The sequence below is a fragment of the Billgrantia kenyensis genome, assembly GCF_013697085.1.
GTDB lineage: Bacteria > Pseudomonadota > Gammaproteobacteria > Pseudomonadales > Halomonadaceae > Halomonas > Halomonas kenyensis.
Genome location: NZ_JACEFT010000001.1, coordinates 252,357 through 274,709 on the forward strand (window position 1 = coordinate 252,357; position 22,353 = coordinate 274,709).

Here is a 22,353-nt window from a genome sequence, read left to right on the forward strand (position 1 = left end):
CCGACAATGGCTGCGTTTAGGTATCATGTCAGGCAAACTCAAGGGAACCAATGACAATGACCATGGACATCTCGCCACGCCAGAATCTCGCCATCAGTGCCTATCACTGGCTCAAGCGAGACATCACGCGAGGTGAATTCCAGCCGGGCGAAAAGCTGCTCATGAGCCGCCTCAAGGAGCGTTACAACCTGGGCATCGGCCCGCTCCGCGAGGCCTTGTCCCAGCTCGTGGCCGAGCGTCTGGTGGTGGCCATCAGCCAGCGTGGCTATCGCGTCGCCCCGATGTCGCTGGATGAGCTGGCGGATCTCTACGATGCTCGCGCCCAGCTCGAGGGGCTGATCCTCCAGCTTGCCATCGAGCGTGGCGACGATGCCTGGGAAGCCGATATCCTGGCCAAGGCGCACACCCTGGCCAAGGTCATGGAAGTCAATTCTCCCGAGGAGTTGCTGGACGTCTGGGACACACGCCACAAGGCCTTCCACACGGCCATTGCCAGCGGTTGCCGCTCCCCTCACCTGCTGCAGGTACGTGAAAGCCTGTTCGACCAGGTAGAACGCTATCGGCACCTGTGGCTGCGTGAAACCGTCTTTTCCGAAGAGGCCCTGGAGCGCAAGCGACAGGAACACGCTGCCCTGGTCGAAGTCATCCTCGACCGCCGGGCCGATAGCGCCGCCGAAATGATGCGCGAGCACCTGATGACACCTGTGCCCATCATCACTGAAGTGATGACACGACGCGGGCTGACCTGAACTTCACGAACTTCACGAACTTCACCTCGGCGTCATTTGCCTGTCATGTGCCGGCGTCATCATGCTGGTGACAGATCGCCCGGATCGTCTTATGTTGAAAGCTGAAAGTGAAGTGCGTCCACGTACAGCCAGGCTGCCCAGGGGCCTACGGAGGGAGTCATGCCACATCTGCTCAGGTTTTCCCGCGATATTGAGACCCGCCTCGAGCGCCTCGCCCAGAGTACAGGCCAGAGCAAGGCTGAACTGATCGAGCGCTGCCTGGGTGTGGGCATTCGCGATCTCGAGGCCCAACTGCTGCTGGAAGACGCCCTCAATCCACCCATGGGGGTCGATAGACCCAGCCTCGACCAGGTGCTGCGCGAGAGTGGCCTCGGCGCCTGACTGAGCCGCTCACTGCAACGCTGCCAGGCAGCGTCGATGGACTTGCAGCGCCTGTTCGCGTGCGGTCGCCACGAGCCTTACCTCGCGCCCCGGCAGGCATTGTGACAGGCGGGCTACGGCAAGCGGCGTCAGCGCACCAAGACGTGGATAGCCACCGATCGTCTGGCGGTCGTTGAGTAGCACTATCGGTTGGCCGTCAGGTGGCACCTGTACCGCCCCCAGGGGTATGCCCTCCGAAATCATGCTGCCCAGGCGGCAGACCAGGCGCGGCCCCACCAGCCGGACGCCCATACGGTCGGCGCGATCGTCGACCTGCCAGGGCAGGTTGAAGGCGCGCGACAGGCTGGCACCGCTGAAGTGGCCGATCTGGGCACCGGGTACCAGCGCCAGGTAATTTCCTGATAGCGACAAGCTGGTCGCTGGCTCGAATGGCAGTCCGCGACTGCCGGACGAACGGCCATGCCATTCCAGGCTGTCGCCCACCATCAGCGTCCGGCCATCGCCATGCTGACCGCCCAACTGCTCCCGAGGCGTGGCGCTGCGGCTGCCAAGCACCTTCGGTACAGAGAAGCCGCCAGGTACCGCCAGGTAGGCACGCAGCCCATTGCGTGGTTGACGAAAGACCAGGCGTTGCCCGGCGCGAACCTCGAAGCTGGCGCCAGGCAGCAGGGAGCGGTCATCCAGCTGAGCGTCGAGGTCGGCCCCCATCAGCGCCAGCGTTGCATCCGCCTGCGCTTCCAGCTCAAGACCGCCGCCGATGACGATTTCCAGCGCCGCGGCATCGAGTGCATTCCCCAGTAGCCAATTGGCCCAGTGAAACGAGAACCAATCGGCAGCGCCGCCTTGGGTGACACCTAGGTGGCGAACCCCGTAGCGGCCGTTATCCACCACCAGTGCCAGCGGGCCGGCTCTCACGACACGCAGTGAACCGTACTCGCCTGAGCTCATGGTGCGGCCTCCAGCGGTGTCGTATCTCCGCCCTGAGCAACGAACTCTTCGCGGCTGATTGGCTGGAACCGCACCCGATCGCCAGGCCTCAGCAGAGGCTCGCCACGCAGGGCGTACTCGAACAGCGGAAAAGTGGTACGGCCCAGGATGTTCCATCCCCCTGGGGACAGCAGCGGATAGATGGCCGTTTGCCGCTCGGCAATGCCCACGCTGCCTGCGGCCACCCGGCGTCTGGGCGTCTTCAGGCGCGGTGTCGCCAAGGCCTCGTGCACCAGGCCCATGAAGCCGTAACCGGGTGCAAACCCCAGCGCGAAGACGTAGTAGTCCCGGCTGCAGTGTCGCTTCACCACGTCTTCCTCAGCGATTCCTGCCTGCTGGGCGACGCGGGTGAGTTCGGGTCCAACGCTGGGATCGTACCAGACCGGCACCTCATGTCGTCGCCCCTGCCTGGTGTCAGTCGGTTGCAGAGACTCGAGTACCTGTTCGATTCGCTGCAGGGCTTCTGCGTGGCTGAGCCGCAGGGCGTCATAGTGAACCATCAGCGTGGTGTAGGACGGCACCAGGTCGATCAGGTCCTCGGCAAAGACTTGCCGAAGTTGCTTGTCGGCAGCCACGATCCAGCCCATGTTGGTTTCGTCGATCGTATCGAAGAGTCGCACCATCAACGCGTCCATTGCCACGAGCTCGATCCGTGCCGCCCGTTTCATCTCGCTCATCTGGTTTCGTCACACCCTGTCGAGGGTCTGGAAGGCATCGCGAATGGCACGTACTGCCGCCACGGATTCGGGATTGTCGCCGTGTACACAAAGGGTGTCGCAGGGCAGGTGCAGCGAAGTGCCGTCGTTCGCCTGCAGGGGTTCGCCGCGGGCGAGCCTCACCGCCTGGGCCACGATGATCTCCTGGTCATGGTGCACAGCCCCCGGTTCGCGCCGCGAAACGAGATGGCCCTGGGCGTCATAGGCCCGGTCGGCGAAGGTCTCGAACCAGATGGCCACACCCATTTCCCGGGCCAGGCGACGGCTGGGTTCGGGCTCGGCAGTTGCCATCAGCATCAGCGGCAGCGCGGCATCGTAGCTGCGCACGGCGCGCATCACCGCCCGCAGCAGCTCGGCATCGCGGGCCATGTCGTTGTAGAGTGCACCATGTGGCTTGATGTATTGCAGTTTGGTGCCCTCTGCCTCGCATATCCCCGCCAGGGCGCCAACCTGGTACAGCACCATGTCCTCGACTTCCGCCGGCGGACAGTTCATGGAACGGCGGCCGAAACCCATCAGGTCGGGATAGCCCGGATGCGCGCCGACCCTGACGCCGTGCTCGACGGCAAGCCTGACCGTGCGCCGCATGACGTGGGGGTCGGAAGCGTGAAAACCACAGGCGATATTGGCGCAATCGACGTGGGGCATGACCTCGCTATCCAGCCCGAGAGAGTAATTGCCGAAGCTTTCTCCCATGTCGCAATTGAGCAGCGGTACGGTCATGTAGTCTCCTGTTGGATGCGTTGTTGTTTGAGGAAAGACGACGTTCTCACTATATGAAGCGGCCTGCTCTCAGGCCAATCGTTTTTCACGATACTAAATATCGGTATCGCCTATCATATTGTTATTGTGCGGAAAAATGGTTGACGTCATAGCGCATGGCGATTATCAATGAAGCAATCCCGCTACATAATGCCAACAAGAGGAGTCCCCCTAATGGCGGTCAAGGATCCCTTCCATCTGGCTGTGCAGGTCCGCGATATCGACGAAGCTCGCCGCTTTTACGGTGATTTTCTTGGCTGTCCCGAGGGGCGCTCCTCGGAAAGCTGGGTCGACTTCGACCTGTATGGCCATCAGTTCGTCTGCCATCTCAACCCTGCGCTCAAGGAAAGTCCCGTTTCCAGCCACAAGAACCCTGTCGACGGACATGGCGTCCCGGTGCCCCACTTTGGGGTGGTGCTGGAGATGGAAGCCTGGGAAGCCCTTGCGCAGAAGCTGCGTGACAATGGCGTCGAGTTCGAGATCGAGCCCTACATTCGTTTCAAGGGCGAACCCGGCGAACAGGCCACCATGTTCTTCTACGACCCTTCCGGCAATGCGCTCGAATTCAAGGCGTTCAAGAACCGCGAAGAACAGCTGTTCAAGAAGGCGTGAGTCGGCCTCGTCATGCTCGATTTCAAGGAGCTTGAGGCATTCGTCTGGGCAGTGCGGCTGGGCTCCTTCCGCAAGGCAGCAGCACGCCTGCACTTGACCCAGCCTTCGGTTTCGGAGCGCATTTCACGCCTCGAGGCGAGCGTGGGCGAGGTGCTGCTCGAACGTTCGGCGAGGCCGATTCAACCGACGATGCGCGGCCGTGAATTCTTCCTCCACGCCGAGCGGCTGCTCGAGCAACGCGACGAGGCCTTGAAGCTTTTCGAGGATGACGAAGGTTACTCGGCCCCGCTGCGGCTCGGCGCCATCGAGACCATCGCACACAGCTGGCTACCCGACTTCATGCGCTGCCTGACACAGCGCTACCCGCTGCTGACCATCGAACTCAATGTCGACTACTCACCGGCGCTCAATCGGCAGCTCGCCGCCAACGAACTCGATATCCTGCTGGCCATGAACGGCTATCTGGAACCCGAGCGAATCGACCGGTTGCCGCTCAGCCCCTACGAAATGGGCATGTTCGTCTCCCCGGACCACATGGAGATGCTGTCGGCGCCGAGCGATATCTGGCTGACCCGCCTTCCATTCATTTCCTTCGGCAAGAACGCCCGTCCTTATGAGGAGCTGGTGGCCTACCTGGCCCAGCGAGGCATCGAGGCGCCACGCATACACAGCGTGAGCACGCTCATGACCATCGTGCGCATGACGATGGAGGGCCTGGGCATTGGCGCCCTCCCCGTCGCGACGGTCCTGGACGAATGGCGACAGGGCCAGCTGTATCGAATCGAGCTGCCGGTGCCGCTCCCGGACATGATCTACGACGTCATCTGGCGCAGGGGAAACCATCCCCGTTTCTGTCGTAACGTCGGACTATTGGCCCAGCAGTGCGCCGAACGCTATGCCCTCGCACGCAGGGAAGAGATGGGCCATGGCGACTTTTCCGGCCGATGGGTGCGGCCGGGTTTACCCGCGATACACCCGCAGTCAACACGAGCGAAACCCACAAGACCAACAAGGTAATGACCATGAACAAGAACGTGTCCCGCACCCTGCTGCTGGCTACAGCCTGCAGCCTTCCCGTAGCTGCCAGCGCCGCCGAGTGGACCATGGCGACTCCTTACGGCGATGCCAGCTTCCATACCAAGAACGTCAAGCAGTTCGCCGAGGACGTTGCCGAGGCGACCGATGGCGAGCTGACCATCAACGTGCACAGCGGCGGCTCGCTGGTCGCCCACGGCGAGATCAAGCCCTCAGTGCGCCGCGGCACCATCGAGGCCGGCGAGGTCTTCCTCTCCACTCTCTCAAACGAGGATCCGATCTTCGAAGTCGACACCCTGCCCGGGGTGGCCGGTAGCTACGAGGAGGCCTTCGACCTGTGGCAGACGACCAAGCCGGTCATTACCGAGCTGTTTGCCAACCAGGGCATGATGCCGCTCTACGCAGTGGCCTGGCCGGCACAAGGCATCTACACCGACTTCGAGCTGAACGATCCGGAACAGTTCGAAGGACTACGGGTGCGCGCGCCCAACATCAACACCCAGCGCTTCGTCGACTACCTGGGCGGCAACCCCACTGAGACCGAGGAATCCGACATTCCCACCGCATTCAGCACCGGCCGGGTGGACGCCATGATCACCTCGAGCTCCACCGGGAACTCGATGACCGCCTGGGACTACGTTTCCCACTACACCGATGCCAACCTGTGGCTGCCGAAGAACATCGTCTTCATCAACCAGCAGGCTTTCGACCGCCTGGATGAAGCCACCCAGGAGGCGGTGCTGGAGGCAGCCGCACGGGCCGAGGAGCGCGGCTGGCAGATGAGCCGCGACGACAACGAGGCGAGCCTCGAAGCGCTGCAGGAAAACGGCATCACCGTCTCCACTCCCAATGAGGCCGTGGCAGCTGTGCTGCAGTCGGCTGGCGATCAGCTGTTTGCTGCCTGGGAGGATCGTGCGGGCGAGCAGGCCCGACAGGTCCTCGATGAGTACCAGCAGCAGCGGGAAGACTGAGCCTGCAAGCAAGGCGGCGTGGCGGCTGACCGCCACGCCCTTCTCACGCTCCCCTCGAGGCCGGTGTCATGACTTTCAAGTTCAATGCCCTTTATCGCCTGGGTGCCTGGGGCGCGGCCGCCTGCATGGTGACCATCTGCACGCTGATCGCACTTCAGGTCTCATTCCGCCTTCTCGATGCTCTGCTGGTGCTGGTCGGCATGCGCCGACTCGGTCTCGGTATCACCGGCGTATCGGAGATTGCCGCCTACCTGCTGGTCGGGGCCACCTTCCTGGGCCTTGCCTACACCTTCGTGCATCACTCCCATATCCGGGTGACGCTGCTGATCTCGCGGCTGCCCTCCGCCATTCGCGCCTGGTTCGAAGTGTTCTGTCTCCTGGTGGCCCTTGCCATCAGTCTGCTGCTGGGCTACGGACTGGTGGAACTCGCTCGTGAGAGCAGGGCATTCAACGACGTCTCCTCCGGGTTCCTCTCGATTCCGCTGTGGATCCCCCAGACCGTACTCGCCACCGGCGTCTCGCTGCTCTGCCTGGCGCTGGCCGAAGCTCTGGTGATGTCCCTGCGCATTGCCATCCGCGAGCCCGAGCGTTTCCGCGAGGCGACCCGAACCGACGACAGCGAGATTCGCTGAAGCCAGATCCCATCGAACGGAGACTGCTCACGTGCTGATACTCAGCCTGGCCACCATCTTCACTCTTGCCGTACTGTTGGGCAGCGGCGTGTGGATCGCCTTCGCCCTGATCGGCACCGCCTGGGTTGCCCTGGCGTTCTTCAGCCCCTTCTCGCCGGGCCCGATCCTGGCCTCCGACTTCTGGGGTGCCAGCTACGGCTGGGACCTGACCGCGCTGCCGATGTTCATCTGGATGGGTGAGATCCTGTTCCGCTCGGGGCTCGCCGACAACATGTTCCGCGGCCTCTCACCCTGGCTCAACCGCATGCCGGGTCGGCTGCTGCATACCAACATCATCGGCAGCGGCATGTTCGCCGCGGTGTGCGGCTCTTCTGCGGCCACCTGTGCCACGGTAGGCAAGATGACCCTGCCGGAGCTGGAACGTCGCGGCTACGACAGCAACATGGCCATCGGGACCCTGGCCAGCGCCTCGACCCTGGGGCTGCTGATTCCGCCCTCCATCGTGCTGATCGTCTATGGCGTGGTCACCGAGCAGTCCATCTCGCGGCTGTTCATGGCCGGTATCGGCCCGGGCCTGATGATCCTCGCCCTGTTCATGACCTACCTCATCATCTGGTCGCTGGTGAGCGGCAATCGTCGCGGCCTCACCGGTACCGACGAGTCGTCCATGTCGCTGGGCCAGAAGCTGCGACAGACCCTCGAACTGCTGCCCATCCTGCTGCTCATCGGCGGCATCATCGTGTCGATCTACGGTGGCCTTGCCTCGCCCACCGAAGCCGCTGCCGTCGGCGTGGTGCTGTCGATGCTGATCGCCCGCTGGAACGGCAATTTCGATCTTACGATCTTCAGCGACTCGCTGTTCGCCGCCATTCGTACCGCCTGCATGATCGCCTTCATCATTGCCGGTGCCTCGTTCCTGACCTCGGCCATGGGCTTCACCCAGGTGCCGATGCAGCTGGCTCGCACCATCGGCGAAATGGGCCTGTCCCCCACCATGCTGCTGGTCGCCCTCACGCTGCTGCTGCTGGTGATGGGGTGTTTCCTCGACGGAATCTCGCTGATCCTGCTGGTGACTGCCATCATCATGCCGCTGGTCAGCGCCGCCGGCTTCGACCTGATCTGGTTCGGCATTTACCTGGTCATCGTGGTGGAGATGTCGCAGATCACGCCGCCAGTGGGCTTCAACCTGTTCGTGATCCAGGGGCTGACCGGCAAGGACATCCTGACCATCACCAAGGCCACGCTGCCGTTCTTCCTGCTGATGATGCTGGCCATCGTGCTGATGCACCTGTTCCCCGAGATTGCCCTGCACCTGCCGCAGAGCATGTCGCGCTGACCCCAGCGGCGCCCGGCCCTAGGCCCGGGCGCCGCCTTCGTCGCGCTCTTCGCGGGGATTGCGCGGGTAGTAGCGCTCCGGCAGGCGCTCGACGTGGGCAAAGAAGCGCGTGTCCTTGTAGGGCATCTTCATGAAGCCCGACACGCCGAGCCCTTCGATCAGGCCGACGGCGGCGAGGATGTCGTCGAGCCGGTCGCGAAACTCCGTCTCCCGCGAGGGATCGAGCAGCCGGTAGTAGCTGTGGATCTTGAGGTGCTGGGGCAGCGCCTCGAAGATGATCATCCCGGTGTGGTGAATGTCGTTGAGCGCCTCCAGCGAGGCGATGATCGAGTCCGGCAGCACCAGGAACTCCTCGGGATCGGGACCATCCTCGAAGTAGCTGTGCAGGCGGGTGCGGTCCTCGAGTTCGGGGACCGCGCTGACCTCATAGCGCAGGCGCATGCCGGGTTCGAGGACGAACGGGTGCATCGGTCCCGCCCGGTCCAGGTGCAGGGTGTCGCGGGCGTTGAACAGGCAGCTCTTGAAAATGCCCTGGCGATAGATGGCCCGGGCCAGGTTGACCATATTGTTGACCGCGGCGACGAAGGCCGGCTTGAGCAAGGCGTCGTGCAGGTTGAGGGAGGTATCGATATAGACGCCGTCGGTCTCCCAACGCACCGCCAGCCCGCCCACCACCGGATACTTGCCCAGACGACTGACGGCAGCCAGGAAGGCTTTTTCGGTCTCGCCCATGCCCTGCATGAAGTTCTTGTAGTAGCGGTCGAGCTGCACGTCGTTGACGTCGTTGAGGGTCTCGCGACCGCCCTCCTCGCGCAGGAAGGCCTTGCGCGAGCTGTAGACCACGGTATCGATCTCCCGGGTCGAGGGCCTGACCCAGGTGGGCACCATCGGCGCTTCCGCCGCCTCCGGCAGGTCGACCATGACCACCCGGGCCAGGCGCGGCATCTCGTTGATGAAGTGATCCCCTGCTCTCAGCCGGACCCTGGGATCGGGGTCGAGCATGCCGTCGAGCATCCGCGCGAACTCCATGGGCAAGCCGAGGGAGGTAGCGGGGATGGCGCGATGACCGAAGCGGCAGGACTGCGCCGAGGCCAGGGCATAGAGAGTGCCGGCGGCACCCTGTTCATCGAAGCGCGGCGAGGAGAGCGCACCGTTCAACTGCTCCTCGCCGATGAAGTAGACGTCGCCGAGACGGGCATTGGTCTGCTGCAGGTTCTCGGACATCAGCTCCATCACGTTGGCCGCCACGAACTGCTGGTTGGCGTCGAGCTGGGCAAACACCGACGAGCCCCAGTCGATCAGCGCGACCTCCTCGCGACCGGCGTCGAAAACCAGGTTGGATGGCTTGACGTCCCCGTGCACGATGGGCCGCCCTGCCGGTCCCGATTCGCGACGCAGGCTGCGCAAAATGTCGGCAAGCTGCGCGGCGATACGCACGACGAGGCGCGGTGACAGCCGTCCTTCGCGCAGCGAGACCTCCTCCAGGTTGATTCCGGGGGCCCGCTGCATGACCAGAATCGACTGGTTGCGCACGCGCTGGAAGGCGATCAGGCGTGGCACGCGGGGATGCACGACCTGCTCGAGCATGAACGCCTCCTCCTCGAGGCGGTCCTGCAGCTGCTGGGGCAGGTTGACCCGGGTGAACTTGAAGACGTACTCCTCGGCCAGGGCAGTGATCCCGGCAAACACGAAGCCGTAGGCGCCCTTGCCGATCAGCTCGATGTCCCGGTAGCCCAGCTGCTCGAGCTGGGCCTGGCACAACGCCACCCACGCCTTGAGCTTACGCGCATCGTCGTGGCTGAGCAGGTAGATCGACTGCTCTTCCGGGATGTAGAACTGCTGAAGTGGCGCCTGGGACATGTCGAATCGCCCATCGAAAGGGAGCCGTCGCGGGCATGCTCGCCCGGACGGCTGTGGACTAGCCGAGGTGCAGGAGCATGGTTTCCGGGCTCTCGAGGTAGCCCTTCCAGGCGTTGCAGAAGCGTGCGATGGAGCCGCCATCGATCACCCGGTGGTCGCCCGCCCAGGTCACCGTCATGATCGCCCGCCGGGTCACCTCGCCCTGGGCGTCGAAGCGCGGCAGCCACTGGCTCTTGCCGATCGCGACGATGGCCAACTCCGGCGCATTGATGATGGGCGCCGCATAGGTGCCGCCGAGGGCACCGATATTGGAGATGCTGATGGTGCCTCCCTTGAGGTCCGCCTGCGCCACTCGACCTTCCCGGGCATCGGCCGTCAGGCGCTGGATCTCGCGCGCCACGTCCAGCACGCTGCGCTGCTCCACCCGCTTGACGTTGGGCACGATCAGCCCTGACTGGCTGTCCACCGCCATGCCGACATTCACCGACGGCAGGTAGTGAATCTCGCTGACATCTTCATTGAGCCGAGCGTTGAGAATCGGCTCCTCACGCACTGCCAGTGCCAGCGCCTTCATGAAGAACGGCATCAGCGTCAGGCGCACCTGCCGCGTCTCGGCGACCGGCTTGAGCCGCTCGCGCAGGCCCAGCAGTTCGGTGACGTCGATCTCCTCTCCATACTGGAAGTGCGGGATGGTGCTGGCCGACTCGACCATGCGCCGCGCCATGACCGCGCGTACTCCGCGAATCGGCTCGACACGAACCTCACCCTCGGCCTGCAGCGGCACCGCACTCGTCGCAGTGGCCTTGCCCGTGGCGGCAGGTGGCGTCTGCTGTGCTTCTGTTGCCTCCCCTCGCTCGAGGTGGCGAAGCACATCCCCCTTGAGTACACGACCGTCCTTGCCCGAGCCGGCAATGGCCTCGAGTACAAGCCCATGCTCGCGGACCAGGCGACGCACCGCCGGACTCGCCGGTATGCGGCCGTAGGGCCCCCGCCCACCGCCGGCAGTCGACGCAACGCTAGCCGCCGAGCCGGCCACAGGGTCGCTCTCCTGGCTTGGGGGCTGTGGTCGCTCGGGCTCGGCGTGCCTAGACTGGCCCTGATCGCCATCGGCCGGGACATAGGCGAACAGCGGCGCATGTACCTTGGCGATCTCACCCTTGGGCACGTACAGCTTGCTTACCGTGCCCGCCTCGGGCGCGGTGATCTCGACCAGTGCCTTGTCGGTCATCACATCGACCAGCGGCTGGTCCTCCTCGATGGCTTCGCCTTCCGCCACTCGCCACTCGACCACCTCACACTCGACGATGCCCTCGCCAATGTCCGGCAGGATGAAATCTCTGCTCGCTGCGCCGGCTCCGACAGAGGGCGCGACATCTACCTGCGTCGAAGGTGCGGGCGCCTCCGCTGCCGGACTGGCCACTTCGTCCTGTTCCCGTGCAGCGGGCCGGGGGGCTGTCTCCAGGCCCACTTCGCCAGTCGCCTCGTAGGCGAACAGCGGTGCATGGACCTTGGCAATATCGCCCTTGGCCACATACAGGCGGGTCACGCGCCCCGCCTCGGGGGCCGTGATCTCGACCAGTGCCTTGTCAGTCATCACCTCGACCACCGGCTGATCCTCGGCGATCTCGTCGCCTTCACTGACCCGCCACTCGACCACTTCGCACTCCACGATACCTTCGCCGATATCGGGCAGCATGAAATCGCTCATCGTTATCTCCTGTCCTGATACCGGGGCGTCAGTACGCCATGGATGCCTTGATCGCTTCGAAGATCTTGAGGTGATCGGGCAGGTACTCCTTCTCCAGCGTCAGCGGGAAAGGGGTATCCAGGCCGGTCACCCGCTCGATGGGCGACTCCAGGTACAGGAAGCAGCGCTCCTGGACGGTGGCGGCGATTTCGCCGGCGAACCCGCCGGTGCGCGGCGCCTCGTGGGTGATCACCAGGCGACCGGTCTTGAGCACCGACTCGACCACGGTGTCTTCGTCCCACGGCAGGATGGTGCGAAGGTCGATCACCTCGCAGGAAATGCCGGCCTTCTCGGCCAGCTCCACCGCGCGGTCGATCACTTCCATCTGGGCGCCCCAGCCCAGCAAGGTGATGTCACTGCCCTCCTTGGTGACCTCGGCTTCGCCAATGGGCAGCTGGTAATCCTCCTCGGGCACCTCGCCGACTGAAGCGCGGTAGAGTCGCTTGGGCTCGAAGAAGATCACCGGGTCAGGGTCGCGAATCGCCGCCAGTAGCAGGCCCTTGGCCTGGTAGGGGTTGCGCGGGACGGCGATCTTCAAGCCCGGCGTGTGAGCGAAGTACGCCTCGGGAGACTGCGAGTGATAGAGACCGCCGGAGATGCCGCCGCCGTAGGGGGTGCGGATGGTCAGGCCGCCGACGTTGAACAGGTCACCGGAGCGATAGCGGAACTTGGCCGTTTCGTTGACGATCTGGTCGAAGGCCGGAAAGATGTAGTCGGCAAACTGGATCTCGGCCACGGGAACCGAGCCCTGTGCGGCCAGGCCGTTGGCAAAGCCGATGATGCCCTGCTCCACCAGGGGCGTATTGAAGCAGCGGTCACGGCCGTATTTTTCCTGCAGGTGGCTGGTGGCACGGAAGACGCCACCGAACACTCCCACGTCCTCGCCAAAGCAGAGCACCTTGTCGTCTTCGGCCATGGCGATGTCCAGTGCATTGTTGATCGCCTGGAGCATGTTCATCTTGGGCATCTCAGGCTCCTCCCTGCTCGTCGCCGGACGGTAGTTCGCTTCCCGCCGCCTTGACATCGGGATCGAGGGATTGCGCCCCTTTCGGGTAGGCATCGGGGTGCTTGCGGATATGCGTCTTGAGGGCATCGAGCTGACGCTGCAGCGCCGGCGTCACGTCGGCATAGACATCCGTGACCAGGCTCTCCAGCGGAGGTGGCGGCCGTTTTTCTGCCCGCTTCATGGTTTCCAGCACTTCGCGACGCAGGCTCTCCTGCCAGCTCTTCTCTTCCTCCTCGCTCCACCAGCCGAGGTCGTAGAGCCAGCGCTGCATGCGCAGCAGCGGATCCTTCTCGCGCCAGGCCTCCTCCTCCTTGCGGGAACGGTAGCCGGAGGGGTCGTCGGACGAGGAGTGAGCGGCAAGTCGATAGGTCATGGCCTCGATCAATACCGGCTGGTTCTGCTCCACGGCCATCCTTCGCGCTTCCTGTGTCGCCTGATAGACGGCCAGCACGTCGTTGCCGTCGACGCGGATCACGTGCATGCGATAGCCGAATGCCCGCGGTGCGATGCCGTCGGCAGCGAACTGCTCGCTGGCCGGGGTGGAGATGGCGTAGCCGTTGTTGCGGCAGAAGAAGATGACCGGCACCTTGTGCACCGAGGCCATGTTGAGGGCGGCGTGAAAATCCCCTTCCGAGGCCGCCCCCTCGCCGAAGAAGGTGATGGTGCAGTGCCCTTCGCCCGCCAGTTTCTGGCCATAGGCGTAACCGGTGGCCTGGGGAATCTGCGTGGCCAGCGGCGAGGAGATAGTCATGTAGTGCAACTTGCGCGAGCCATAGTGGATCGGCATCTGCCGTCCCTTGCCGTAGTCGAGTTCGTTGCCGAACAGCTGGTTCATGAACTCGTCGTAGCTGAAACCGCGGTAGACCAGCGCACCCTGCTCGCGGTACTGAGCCATGATCATGTCCGCATCGTCCAGCGCCGCGGTAGCGCCGATGACCGCCGCTTCCTCACCGGTGCACTGCATGTAGAAGGAGAGCCGCCCCTGGCGCTGGGCCGCCATCATGCGTTCGTCGAGCACCCGGGTAATCAGCATGGCCTGGTAGATCTTGAGCGCCTTCTGCTGGTCGAGATCGGGCGCCGCGGCCCCCTCATGCAGGGTGCCGTCCTGCTGCAGTAGCCGGAAGGTGGGTATGTGGAATTCATCGCCGGTCATGAAGCTCGGCGAGTAGACATCATGTGTTGTTGTCATCTTCCTGGTCCTTGGGTAGTGGCAGGAGGAAAGCCGCCCCTCGTGAGGGCAGTGTTGACTCTAATGTAGCTGTCTGCCATCGGGTGACTCCAGCAGTCCGCCAACGCTGGAGTGGTTGACGTTAACGTAAGATGAATCTAAACGCACCTCTTTTGCTATGCAACTTTGTTCTAGGCGGAAGAACACCTACCAAAATGCTGTAGGCCAGTTGAACCAACCATGAAGCTCCGCCGCCGCCACAGAGCGGCACCGCTCATCCGTGTGCCGGGGTCAGCTGACGCTGTCTGACAAGGCGCTCGAAGGCGCTGTCCACGGTGAGGGCCAGCAGACCAATGAGCAAGGCGCCCTGCACGATATAGGCGGTATTGCCGTTGACGATGCCCGAGATGATCGGATCCCCGAGGTTGCTCGCCCCTACCGTGGCTCCCAATGCCGCCGTAGCGATGTTGATGGTGACCGAGGTGCGGATGCCGGCGAGAATGACGGGGGCGGCCAGCGGCAGTTCGACCTGGCGCAGTATCTGCCCTGGCGTAATGCCCATGGCGCGTGCCGCCTCGCGCATCTCCGGCTCGATTCCTCCGATACCTGCAAGGGTATTGCGCACGATGGGCAGCAGTCCGTACAACAGCAGCGCGACGATGATCGGTAGCGTGCCGAAACCGAGTACTGGCACGGCCAGAGCCAGCACGGCGACGGGAGGAAAGGTCTGACCGATGGAGGCAAGCTGGGATACCAGGGGCAGAAAGTCCCTGCCCGCCGGACGCGTCACGGCGATCGCTGCCCCGACGCCGATAATGACCGCCAACAGCGAGGCGATGCCTACCACCAGTACGTGCTGCATGAGCAGAGCGAAGAAGCTGGCACGAGCATAGATCACTTGCCTTTTATCCGGCTCGAGCAGCCGAAAGAGCCACTCCATCTGTTCGATGCCGACCGTCAGCAATAGCAGCAGACTCAACCAGACGACAGGCAATAGCCAGGCCCTCCAGTACCCGCCTCCCGTGACAAGGCCGCTTGCTCCCACTGGGCGGTTCACGCTGCGTTGGCTCCGAGCAGGCGGCGTAGCGACAGCTCACCGATGGGAATGTCCTCTTCGTCGACCACCGTGAGCCGGTCGACGCCGTGCCAGAGCATGACCGACAGCGCCTGGCTGAGTGTTGCGCCATAGGCAATACGCTCGCTGGCGAGCAGGCGTGGCCCCAGCGGCAGCATTCGCTCGCTGACCTGGATCAGCGCTGCCTCCTTCAGGCCGCGATCCATGCCCCCCAGCAACGACTCGACAAAAGGATTCACCGGATCGTGCAACAGCTCGATGGGCTTTCCCTGCTGCACGATTCGGCCTTGATGCATCACCACCAGGCGATCGGCCAAGGCCAGAGCCTCATCCATATCATGAGTGACGAAGACGATCGTCTTGTGCAGACGCGCCTGGATTTCCCCCATTTCATGCTGGAGGGTCTTGCGCGTGATGGGATCCAGCGCACCGAACGGCTCATCCATCAGCAGAATATCAGGGTCCGCGGCCAGCGCTCGCGCCACGCCGACTCGCTGCGCCTGGCCGCCGGAGAGTTGGCGCGGGTACTTGTCGGCAAATTCGGTTACCGGCAGACCGAGCAACTGCATGAGTTCCTCGACGCGCTGGCGAATCCTGGCCTTGGGCCATTTGAGCAGGCGCGGAACCAGGCCGATATTGCGCGCCACCGTCCAGTGGGGAAACAGCCCGGTGCTCTGGATGACGTAGCCGATTCGTCGACGCAGTGCGACCTCGTCGAACGAGCGCACCGGCTGCCCATCCAGGTGCACCTCGCCGCCGTCATGCTCGATCAGCCGGTTGATCATGCGCAGGGTGGTCGACTTGCCACAGCCCGAGGTGCCCACCAGCGCGCACAGCTCACCCTTCTCGACACGCAGTGAAATGCTGTCGACGGCGGTCTCGTGGCCGAAGCGCTTGGTGACGTCGAACAGTTCGATCATTCAAGCCCTCCCGGGCGCAAGCGTTCTGACAGGAAGCCGATCAGGGCATCGGCCATCAGGGCCAGGGCAATGATCGGGAGGGCTCCGAGCAGGACCATGTCCATGGCTGCCTGACCCAGGCCCTGGAAGATGAAGGTGCCAAGCCCACCGGCACCGATGAGGGCCGCCACCGCCGTCAGGCCAATGGCCTGTACCGTGGTGATGCGCACCCCTTCCAACACCACCGGCAAGGCGAGTGGCAGGCGCACCTGAATGAATACCTGCCGCCGGCTCATGCCCATGCCGTGGGCCGACTCGATCACCGCGGGATCCACCTCCTCCAGCGCCACGTGAATGTTACGCACCATGGGCAGGAGGCTGTAGCCGAGCAGTGCAAGGAATGCCGGCGCCCAGCCGATGCCGCTGACACCGATGGACGCCAATCCTTCGAAACGCGAGGCCAGCCAGGCCAGCGGTGCCAGCAGCAGGCCGAACAGCGCCAGGCTGGGGATCGTCTGGAGGAAATTGAGTGCGGCGAATCCCATCCGGCGTACCCCGGGATGTCGTCGCATGGCCAGGGCCAGCAGCGAGGCGAGTATCAGGCTGGCGCCCACGGCGGCGCCGACCAGGGTAAGATGTGTCAGCAGCGCATCGGCAAACTGATCGCTGCGCGCCTGGTACTCGCGTTGCAGGGCCAACGGTTCGAGCCACAGCACCAGCGACAGCCACCAGGCCAGCAACATGGGTATCAGCAGCAACCAGCCCATCGGGCGAGAGAGTCCAAGCCGGGTACGCAGCTCTATCAGAGCGAGCAGCAGCAGGAACAACAATACCCAAATGGCGCTGCCGAGGCCGACGCGCGCCTGGGGCAAGTCGGGATCGACCAGCATGGCAGTCGCCGCGGCCAGCCACAGTGGCAACAGAGTCAGCACTCCCGTCACGCTGGCCAGCGATAGCCACAGCCCCTTGCGGGTGGGGTGCCAGGCAAGCAGCGTGACGGCCAGCATGGGAAGGACAAGCAGGATGGCCGGCACACCGCCCAGGATCCCCAAGGCGACATGCGGCGTGCCAGGCACGATGCGGTTGGGTGCCACGCTGACGACATCGAGCGTGAGCCACGCCGCGCCGGCAGCGAGCATCAGGCTGATAAGGACCCAGTTGGGCGCTTGCCTGCCCTCGCCCATGCTCAGTCCTGCAGCTCGGATAGATACTCCTCGGCGACCTGGCGCGGATCGAGGCCGTCCACGGCAACTTTGGCATTGAGCTCCTGCAGGGTCTCGAGGTCGAGCGAGCGGAACAGCGGATCGAGCAGCTCGGCAATGTCGGGATGCTCATCGAGGACTTGCTGTCGAACCACTGGTGCCGGCTGGTAGACCGGCTGAACGCCCAGCGTGTCTTCCAGTACCACGAGATCCAGCGCATTGAGGCCGCCGTCGGTCCCGTAGGTCATAGCGGCGTTGACTCCGCTGGTCTGCTGGGCGGCGGCGCGCATGGTGGCGGCGGTGTTGCCGCCCGAGAGCACCAGCAGTTGGTCGCTGCTCAATTCGAAACCATAGGCTTCCTGGAAAGCAGGCAAGGCCTGCTTCGACTCGACGAACTCTGCACTGGCAGCAAACTTGAACTCACCGCCATTATCCAGGTAGTTCGCCAGATCCTCGAGTGACGCGAGGCCGTGCTCGCGGGCCAGGTCACCGCGTACGCTCATGGCCCAGGTATTGTTGGCCTGGGCTGGAGTCAGCCACACCAAGCCATTTTCGGCATCCCGCTGTTTGACCTCTTCATAGGCAAGCTCGGCGTCATGCCAGACATCGCTGTCGGTCATGTCGAAAAAGAAGGCGCCATTGCCGGTATATTCAGGGTAAAGGTCGATTTCCCCACTCTGCAGGGCTTGGCGCACGATGCTGGTGCCGCCCAGCTGCAGCCTATCCTCGGTTTCGATGCCGCCCTGCTGCAGTCGCTGGATGATCAACTGCCCCAGCACCGAACCTTCCGTATCGATCTTCGAGGATACTGTCACCGGAGCCCCTGCCTTGGCACCGGTAGCGAGAAGCAGCGAGCCGGCAGCCAGCATTACCAGGCCAGACGTGGAACGTCTCATGTCGATCACCCTCCGTTGCGAATGTCGGTAAAGTATAAGGCGTGTACAGTTTGACTGTCAGACTCGCACTCAACGCGGAGCTTCAACCCGATGATGTCACAGGACGATGCCGCCTTGCTCAGCCATTGTCACCACCCACTGGTTCGCGACCTGGCCTGGATCGTGATGGCCCCGGACCTGATCACGACAGCATGGGCGGGACGTCCTTCGCGGGAGAGCCTGGGGCTTGAAGACGATGCCCGCCTGGCAAGCTACCTCACCGAGCAGGAAGCCAACCCTCAGGGACTGGAGCGGCGGGTCGGCAATACCGTCGATGGGCGCATGGGGCATTATCATGAACGCCTGTGGCAATTCTTGCTCGATACCGCGCCGGGCACCAGGCTGCTGGCGAGCAACCTGCGAATCCACTTCGGCAGGCGTACCCTGGGCGAACTCGATATTCTCTACCGGCGGCGTGACGACCCCTGCCCGGTGCACCTCGAGGTGGCGATCAAGTTCTACCTGGGATTACCCTTGGGGCCGGGACCGATAGATGGCCAGGCCCGCTGGATCGGCCCCGGCGGTGCCGACAGCCTGGCAACCAAGCGCGAGCACCTGAACCGCCACCAGCTCCGTCTGACCGAGCGGGCCGAAACTCGCCATGCGATCCAGCAATATACCCATCCCCGCGACATGGGCCCGGCTCCCGACTTCGCCATACAGCGCCAGATGGCGATTCCCGGCGTGCTCTTCTACCCCTGGCATGTGCCAATGCACGCGCCTGTCGAGTCGGCCCGGGAGCACCTGCGGGGTCACTGGCTGCACTGGCGCGACTGGCGGCGTATGCGTGACGGCCTGACGGCGCATACCCGGGCGGCCTGGCTGGTCAAGCCACACTGGCTGGCACTGCCCCGGGACGAGGCCTTCCGCCCCCTGCAGGAAGTCGAAAGTCGTCTGGCGCAGCATTTTTCCCGCCCTGCCTCACCCGTCCAGATCGCCCTTCTCGGCGCCACTGCCCATGGCATGCACCGGCGTCGGCTGTTCATCGTGGACGACAGTTGGCCGCTGCAGGTGCCGCTGCCGCCCCGGCCGGATTCTGCAGGCTGAATCGAGACGACTGCGCCCGGCCAAAGCCGGGCGCAGTGAACTCATGGGGAGTCGCTATGGCTTGGGCGGCTCGAAGACCCAACGGGTGCCCTCGCGGGAATCCTTGAGCACGATGCCAAGCGCGGCAAGCTCGTCGCGAATGGCATCGGCGGTGGCGAAGTCCTTGGCCTGCTTGGCCTCGGCGCGCCGGGCGATACGTGCCTCGATCTCTCTTTCGGACAGCGGCAGCGTCGCCATGCCCCCCTTGAGGAAGGCCTGCGGATCCTGGCTGAACAGCCCCAGCACGCCGCCCAGGCGACGCAGCTCGGTGGCCAGCGCCGGCGCCTGCTCAGGTGCCTCCTTCCTGGCACGATTCAATTCTCGTGCCAGCTCGAACAGCACCGAGAGCGCCTCCGGGGTATTGAAGTCGTCGTCCATGGCGGCAGTGAAGCGCTCGGCAAAGCGGCTTCCGCTCACGGTGTCGGCAAGCTCGATGTCCTTCTGCACCAGGCCTTCCAGGGCAGTGTAGAAGCGCTCCAGCGACTTGCGTGCCTCGGCAAGGGAGTCCGGCGCGTAGTTGATCGGGCTGCGGTAGTGGCTGGCCACCAGCAGGTAGCGCACCACCTCGGGGTCATGGCTCTCGAGCACTTCGCGGATGGTGAAGAAGTTACCCAGCGACTTGGACATCTTCTCCTGATCGACCCTTACCGCCCCGGCATGCATCCAGGTGTTGACGTAATTCTTGCCGGTGGCAGCCTCGCTCTGGGCGATCTCGTTCTCGTGGTGCGGAAAGGTCAGGTCGGGGCCGCCGCCATGAATATCGAAGGTATCGCCCAGGCAGCAGGTCGACATGGCGGAGCACTCGATGTGCCAGCCGGGGCGCCCCTCTCCCCAGGGCGAGGGCCAGCTCTCCTCTCCAGGCTTGGCGGCCTTCCACAGCACGAAGTCGAGGGGGTCCTCCTTGTGCTCGTCGACTTCCACCCGAGCCCCTGCACGCATCTCGTCGGGATTGCGATTGTTGAGCTTGCCGTAGCCCTCGAACTTGCGCACTCGGTAGTAGACGTCACCGTTGCCGGCCGGATAGGCATAGCCCTTGTCGATCAGCGTCTCGACCATGGCGATGATCTCGGCCACATGCCCGGTAGCGCGTGGCTCGTGATCGGGACGCAGCACACCCAGTCGCGCCTCGTCCTCGTGCATGGCATCGATCATGCGCGCGGTCAGCGAAGCGATGCTCTCGCCGTTCTCGTCGGCGCGCTTGAGGATCTTGTCGTCGATATCGGTGATGTTGCGGACGTAGGTGACGTCGTAGCCGCGCCAGCGCAGGTAGCGAGTCACAACGTCGAAGGCCACCATCACCCGAGCGTGGCCCAGGTGGCAAAAGTCATAGACGGTCATGCCGCAGACATACATGCTCACCTTGCCCGGCTCGATGGGGGTGAACGGCTCCTTGCGTCGCGTCAATGTGTTGTAGATCTGCATGTCAGCCCTTCTTCTGTATCTTCGCCCAGCTATCCTTGAGTCCGACGGTGCGGTTGAAAACCAGCTTGCCGTCGCGGCAGGCGTGGCGGTCGGCGCAGAAGTAGCCCACTCGCTCGAACTGGAAACGCGACTCCGGGGCAGCCTCGACCAGGCTGGGCTCGCCCATGGCCTGGCAGACCTGCAGTGAATCAGGGTTCAGGTGCTCGAGGAAATCGGCGTCCTTGTCCTTGTCCGGCTGCTCGACAAGGAACAGATTGTCGTACAGGCGCACCTCCATGGGCACCGCATGGGGGGCGCTGACCCAGTGGATCACCCCCTTGACCTTGCGTCCCTCCGGATTCTTGCCGAGGGTGTCGAAATCCACCGAGCAGCGCAGCTCGAGGATGTCGCCGGCATCGTCCTTGACCACTTCATCGCAGCGGATCACGTAGGAGTTGCGCAGGCGCACTTCCTTGCCCGGTGCCAGGCGGAAGAACTTCTTGGGCGGCTCCTCCATGAAGTCGTCCCGGTCGATGAAGATCTCGCGGGTGAAGGGTACCTGGCGCACAGCCATGTCCTCGCGAGCCGGATGACCAGGCACCTCATAGATTTCCTCGTGCTCCTCGGGCACGTTGGTCAGTACCAGCTTGAGCGGCTTGAGGACACACATGGCCCGCGGGGCGTTGTCCTCGAGGTCGGCGCGGATGGCGTGATAGAGCATGGCGATATCGACCAGGCCGCCGTCGGCGCGGGTCACGCCGATCATCTCGCAGAACTTGCGAATCGAGGCCGGAGTATAGCCGCGACGGCGCATGCCGGAGATCGTCGGCATGCGGGGATCGTCCCAGCCGTCGACGATGCCCTCGTCAACCAGCAGCTTGAGCTTGCGCTTGGAGGTGAGGGTGTAGTTCATGTTGAGCCGGGCGAACTCGATCTGGCGAGGGCGTGCGGGCACCGGCAGGTTTTCCAGGAACCACTCGTAGAGTGGGCGGTGATCCTCGAACTCCAGCGTGCAGATGGAGTGAGTCACCCCCTCGATGGCATCCGACTGGCCATGGGTGAAGTCATAGGAAGGGTAGATCTTCCACTTGTCCCCGGTCTGGTGATGCTGGGCATGACGGATACGGTAGAGGATCGGGTCACGCAGGTTGATGTTGGGCGAGGCCATGTCGATCTTGGCCCGCACTACCCGCTCGCCTTCGTTGAACTCGCCGGCGCGCATGCGCTCGAGAAGATCGAGGTTCTCCGCCGCGCTGCGATCACGCCAGGGGCTGGGGCGCCCCGGTTCGGTCAGTGTTCCACGGTACTCACGAATCTCGTCAGGCGACAGGTCGTCGACATAGGCCTTGCCCTCGCGAATCAGGTGCTGCGCCCAGGCGTAGAGCTGGTCGAAGTAGTCCGAGGCGTAGCGCACCTCACCCGCCCACTCGAAGCCGAGCCAGCTGACATCCTCCTTGATGGCATCGATGTAGGCCTGTTCCTCCTTGGCCGGGTTGGTATCGTCGAAGCGCAGGTGACAATCTCCACCAAACTGCTCGGCCAGCCCGAAATTGAGACAGATCGACTTGGCGTGTCCCACGTGAAGAAAACCATTGGGCTCCGGCGGGAATCGCGTGACGACCTTGTCGGCACGGCCGGCCTCGATCTCGTCGCGGATCTGGTTGCGAATGAAATTCGGCGCACTGGCGGTTTCGGTGGTCATGTTGTAGCGAAAAGCCTCTGGTTGGTCGCGAGTCTGGCGGGCGTCGCATATCGATGGGCCCGACGCGCTTCGCGCATCGATGCAAAACCGC

21 protein-coding genes are annotated in these 22,353 nt (G+C 63.8%); 8 read left to right on the forward strand and 13 right to left on the reverse strand.

Annotation, left to right across the window (positions count from 1 at the left end; translation table 11 throughout):
• The first annotated feature begins 56 nt into the window (after nucleotides 1-56).
• Both csiR and H1D44_RS01060 read left to right on the forward strand, forming a co-directional pair.
• Entirely contained in the window at nucleotides 57-749 is a 693-nt protein-coding gene (gene csiR, locus H1D44_RS01055) for a DNA-binding transcriptional regulator CsiR (protein ID WP_181513269.1), read from the forward strand.
• 159 nt (nucleotides 750-908) lie between these two features.
• The gene (locus H1D44_RS01060; RefSeq protein WP_181512994.1) at nucleotides 909-1,130 is read left to right on the forward strand and encodes a dehydroquinate synthase/iron-containing alcohol dehydrogenase family protein; all 222 of its coding nucleotides are present in this window, start codon (nucleotides 909-911) and stop codon (nucleotides 1,128-1,130) included.
• A gap of 9 nt (nucleotides 1,131-1,139) precedes the next feature.
• Here H1D44_RS01060 and H1D44_RS01065 read toward each other — a convergent pair whose 3' ends face one another.
• The 3 genes from H1D44_RS01065 to H1D44_RS01075 are packed head-to-tail and all read right to left on the reverse strand — an operon-like array spanning nucleotide 1,140 to nucleotide 3,556.
• The gene (locus tag H1D44_RS01065; protein WP_181512995.1) at nucleotides 1,140-2,078 is read right to left on the reverse strand and encodes a 5-oxoprolinase subunit C family protein; all 939 of its coding nucleotides are present in this window, start codon (nucleotides 2,076-2,078) and stop codon (nucleotides 1,140-1,142) included.
• Nucleotides 2,075-2,794 (reverse strand): 5-oxoprolinase subunit PxpB, encoded by a 720-nt coding sequence (pxpB, locus tag H1D44_RS01070; RefSeq protein WP_238984342.1) that lies wholly within the window; start codon nucleotides 2,792-2,794, stop codon nucleotides 2,075-2,077. Before pxpB ends, H1D44_RS01065 begins: the two co-directional genes overlap by 4 nt.
• A gap of 9 nt (nucleotides 2,795-2,803) precedes the next feature.
• Nucleotides 2,804-3,556: a 5-oxoprolinase subunit PxpA gene (locus H1D44_RS01075; RefSeq protein ID WP_181512996.1), complete on the reverse strand. Its 753-nt coding sequence runs from the start codon at nucleotides 3,554-3,556 to the stop codon at nucleotides 2,804-2,806.
• Between the two features lie 213 nt (nucleotides 3,557-3,769).
• Here H1D44_RS01075 and H1D44_RS01080 point away from each other — a divergent pair, with 213 nt between their 5' ends.
• The 5 genes from H1D44_RS01080 (at nucleotide 3,770) to H1D44_RS01100 (ending at nucleotide 8,181) form a co-directional block, all read left to right on the forward strand.
• Nucleotides 3,770-4,207: a VOC family protein gene (locus tag H1D44_RS01080; protein WP_181512997.1), complete on the forward strand. Its 438-nt coding sequence runs from the start codon at nucleotides 3,770-3,772 to the stop codon at nucleotides 4,205-4,207.
• Nucleotides 4,208-4,219: 12 nt separating this feature from the next.
• Nucleotides 4,220-5,224, forward strand: a complete 1,005-nt coding sequence (locus H1D44_RS01085) for a LysR family transcriptional regulator (protein WP_181512998.1) — start codon at nucleotides 4,220-4,222, stop codon at nucleotides 5,222-5,224.
• 5 nt (nucleotides 5,225-5,229) lie between these two features.
• Nucleotides 5,230-6,213, forward strand: coding sequence for a TRAP transporter substrate-binding protein (locus H1D44_RS01090; protein ID WP_181512999.1), 984 nt, complete (start codon nucleotides 5,230-5,232; stop codon nucleotides 6,211-6,213).
• Between the two features lie 68 nt (nucleotides 6,214-6,281).
• Nucleotides 6,282-6,845, forward strand: a complete 564-nt coding sequence (locus H1D44_RS01095; protein ID WP_181513000.1) for a TRAP transporter small permease — start codon at nucleotides 6,282-6,284, stop codon at nucleotides 6,843-6,845.
• Nucleotides 6,846-6,876: 31 nt separating this feature from the next.
• A complete protein-coding gene (locus H1D44_RS01100; protein WP_181513001.1) occupies nucleotides 6,877-8,181 on the forward strand; it encodes a TRAP transporter large permease subunit in 1,305 nt (434 codons plus the stop codon).
• Between the two features lie 18 nt (nucleotides 8,182-8,199).
• On the opposite strand, the gene H1D44_RS01105 is transcribed toward H1D44_RS01100, so the two are convergent.
• The 8 genes from H1D44_RS01105 to osmF all read right to left on the reverse strand — a co-directional run bounded on the left by H1D44_RS01105 (nucleotide 8,200) and on the right by osmF (nucleotide 18,034).
• Nucleotides 8,200-10,041: a protein kinase domain-containing protein gene (locus H1D44_RS01105; protein WP_181513002.1), complete on the reverse strand. Its 1,842-nt coding sequence runs from the start codon at nucleotides 10,039-10,041 to the stop codon at nucleotides 8,200-8,202.
• Nucleotides 10,042-10,099: 58 nt separating this feature from the next.
• Nucleotides 10,100-11,749 carry a dihydrolipoyllysine-residue acetyltransferase gene (locus H1D44_RS01110; protein WP_181513003.1) on the reverse strand — a complete coding sequence of 550 codons (1,650 nt, stop codon included), beginning with the start codon at nucleotides 11,747-11,749 and terminating at the stop codon, nucleotides 10,100-10,102.
• 28 nt (nucleotides 11,750-11,777) lie between these two features.
• Entirely contained in the window at nucleotides 11,778-12,755 is a 978-nt protein-coding gene (locus H1D44_RS01115; protein ID WP_181513004.1) for an alpha-ketoacid dehydrogenase subunit beta, read from the reverse strand.
• A 1-nt stretch (nucleotide 12,756) separates the two neighbouring features.
• On the reverse strand, nucleotides 12,757-13,983 hold the full coding sequence (locus H1D44_RS01120) for a thiamine pyrophosphate-dependent dehydrogenase E1 component subunit alpha (protein ID WP_181513005.1): 1,227 nt from the start codon (nucleotides 13,981-13,983) through the stop codon (nucleotides 12,757-12,759).
• 253 nt (nucleotides 13,984-14,236) lie between these two features.
• A complete protein-coding gene (locus H1D44_RS01125; protein WP_181513271.1) occupies nucleotides 14,237-14,902 on the reverse strand; it encodes an ABC transporter permease subunit in 666 nt (221 codons plus the stop codon).
• A 113-nt stretch (nucleotides 14,903-15,015) separates the two neighbouring features.
• Complete coding sequence (locus tag H1D44_RS01130; RefSeq protein ID WP_181513006.1) at nucleotides 15,016-15,957, reverse strand: ABC transporter ATP-binding protein; 942 nt, start codon at nucleotides 15,955-15,957, stop codon at nucleotides 15,016-15,018.
• Nucleotides 15,954-17,120, reverse strand: a complete 1,167-nt coding sequence (locus H1D44_RS01135) for an ABC transporter permease (RefSeq protein WP_181513007.1) — start codon at nucleotides 17,118-17,120, stop codon at nucleotides 15,954-15,956. The genes H1D44_RS01130 and H1D44_RS01135 overlap by 4 nt, the downstream gene beginning before the upstream one ends.
• 2 nt (nucleotides 17,121-17,122) lie before the next feature.
• Nucleotides 17,123-18,034 (reverse strand): glycine betaine ABC transporter substrate-binding protein OsmF, encoded by a 912-nt coding sequence (osmF, locus tag H1D44_RS01140; protein ID WP_181513008.1) that lies wholly within the window; start codon nucleotides 18,032-18,034, stop codon nucleotides 17,123-17,125.
• A gap of 90 nt (nucleotides 18,035-18,124) precedes the next feature.
• On the opposite strand from osmF, the gene H1D44_RS01145 reads away from it, so the two are divergent.
• The gene (locus H1D44_RS01145) at nucleotides 18,125-19,120 is read left to right on the forward strand and encodes a DUF1853 family protein (RefSeq protein ID WP_238984343.1); all 996 of its coding nucleotides are present in this window, start codon (nucleotides 18,125-18,127) and stop codon (nucleotides 19,118-19,120) included.
• 54 nt (nucleotides 19,121-19,174) lie between these two features.
• On the opposite strand, the gene cysS is transcribed toward H1D44_RS01145, so the two are convergent.
• The gene (cysS, locus tag H1D44_RS01150; protein ID WP_181513009.1) at nucleotides 19,175-20,581 is read right to left on the reverse strand and encodes a cysteine--tRNA ligase; all 1,407 of its coding nucleotides are present in this window, start codon (nucleotides 20,579-20,581) and stop codon (nucleotides 19,175-19,177) included.
• Nucleotide 20,582: 1 nt separating this feature from the next.
• Nucleotides 20,583-22,262, reverse strand: coding sequence for a glutamine--tRNA ligase/YqeY domain fusion protein (locus tag H1D44_RS01155; RefSeq protein ID WP_181513010.1), 1,680 nt, complete (start codon nucleotides 22,260-22,262; stop codon nucleotides 20,583-20,585).
• Nucleotides 22,263-22,353 lie beyond the last annotated feature (91 nt).

Bases quoted from the DNA above. Each gene is read 5' to 3' on its own strand.
- csiR (WP_181513269.1), top strand. From the start codon at position 57: ATGACCATGGACATCTCGCCACGCCAGAATCTCGCCATCAGTGCCTAT.
- H1D44_RS01060 (WP_181512994.1), top strand. From the start codon at position 909: ATGCCACATCTGCTCAGGTTTTCCCGCGATATTGAGACCCGCCTCGAG.
- H1D44_RS01065 (WP_181512995.1), bottom strand. From the start codon at position 2,078: ATGAGCTCAGGCGAGTACGGTTCACTGCGTGTCGTGAGAGCCGGCCCG.
- pxpB (WP_238984342.1), bottom strand. From the start codon at position 2,794: ATGAGCGAGATGAAACGGGCGGCACGGATCGAGCTCGTGGCAATGGAC.
- H1D44_RS01075 (WP_181512996.1), bottom strand. From the start codon at position 3,556: ATGACCGTACCGCTGCTCAATTGCGACATGGGAGAAAGCTTCGGCAAT.
- H1D44_RS01080 (WP_181512997.1), top strand. From the start codon at position 3,770: ATGGCGGTCAAGGATCCCTTCCATCTGGCTGTGCAGGTCCGCGATATC.
- H1D44_RS01085 (WP_181512998.1), top strand. From the start codon at position 4,220: ATGCTCGATTTCAAGGAGCTTGAGGCATTCGTCTGGGCAGTGCGGCTG.
- H1D44_RS01090 (WP_181512999.1), top strand. From the start codon at position 5,230: ATGAACAAGAACGTGTCCCGCACCCTGCTGCTGGCTACAGCCTGCAGC.
- H1D44_RS01095 (WP_181513000.1), top strand. From the start codon at position 6,282: ATGACTTTCAAGTTCAATGCCCTTTATCGCCTGGGTGCCTGGGGCGCG.
- H1D44_RS01105 (WP_181513002.1), bottom strand. From the start codon at position 10,041: ATGTCCCAGGCGCCACTTCAGCAGTTCTACATCCCGGAAGAGCAGTCG.
- H1D44_RS01110 (WP_181513003.1), bottom strand. From the start codon at position 11,749: ATGAGCGATTTCATGCTGCCCGATATCGGCGAAGGTATCGTGGAGTGC.
- H1D44_RS01115 (WP_181513004.1), bottom strand. From the start codon at position 12,755: ATGCCCAAGATGAACATGCTCCAGGCGATCAACAATGCACTGGACATC.
- H1D44_RS01120 (WP_181513005.1), bottom strand. From the start codon at position 13,983: ATGACAACAACACATGATGTCTACTCGCCGAGCTTCATGACCGGCGAT.
- H1D44_RS01125 (WP_181513271.1), bottom strand. From the start codon at position 14,902: ATGGAGTGGCTCTTTCGGCTGCTCGAGCCGGATAAAAGGCAAGTGATC.
- H1D44_RS01130 (WP_181513006.1), bottom strand. From the start codon at position 15,957: ATGATCGAACTGTTCGACGTCACCAAGCGCTTCGGCCACGAGACCGCC.
- H1D44_RS01135 (WP_181513007.1), bottom strand. From the start codon at position 17,120: ATGGGCGAGGGCAGGCAAGCGCCCAACTGGGTCCTTATCAGCCTGATG.
- osmF (WP_181513008.1), bottom strand. From the start codon at position 18,034: ATGAGACGTTCCACGTCTGGCCTGGTAATGCTGGCTGCCGGCTCGCTG.
- H1D44_RS01145 (WP_238984343.1), top strand. From the start codon at position 18,125: ATGATGTCACAGGACGATGCCGCCTTGCTCAGCCATTGTCACCACCCA.
- cysS (WP_181513009.1), bottom strand. From the start codon at position 20,581: ATGCAGATCTACAACACATTGACGCGACGCAAGGAGCCGTTCACCCCC.
- H1D44_RS01155 (WP_181513010.1), bottom strand. From the start codon at position 22,262: ATGACCACCGAAACCGCCAGTGCGCCGAATTTCATTCGCAACCAGATC.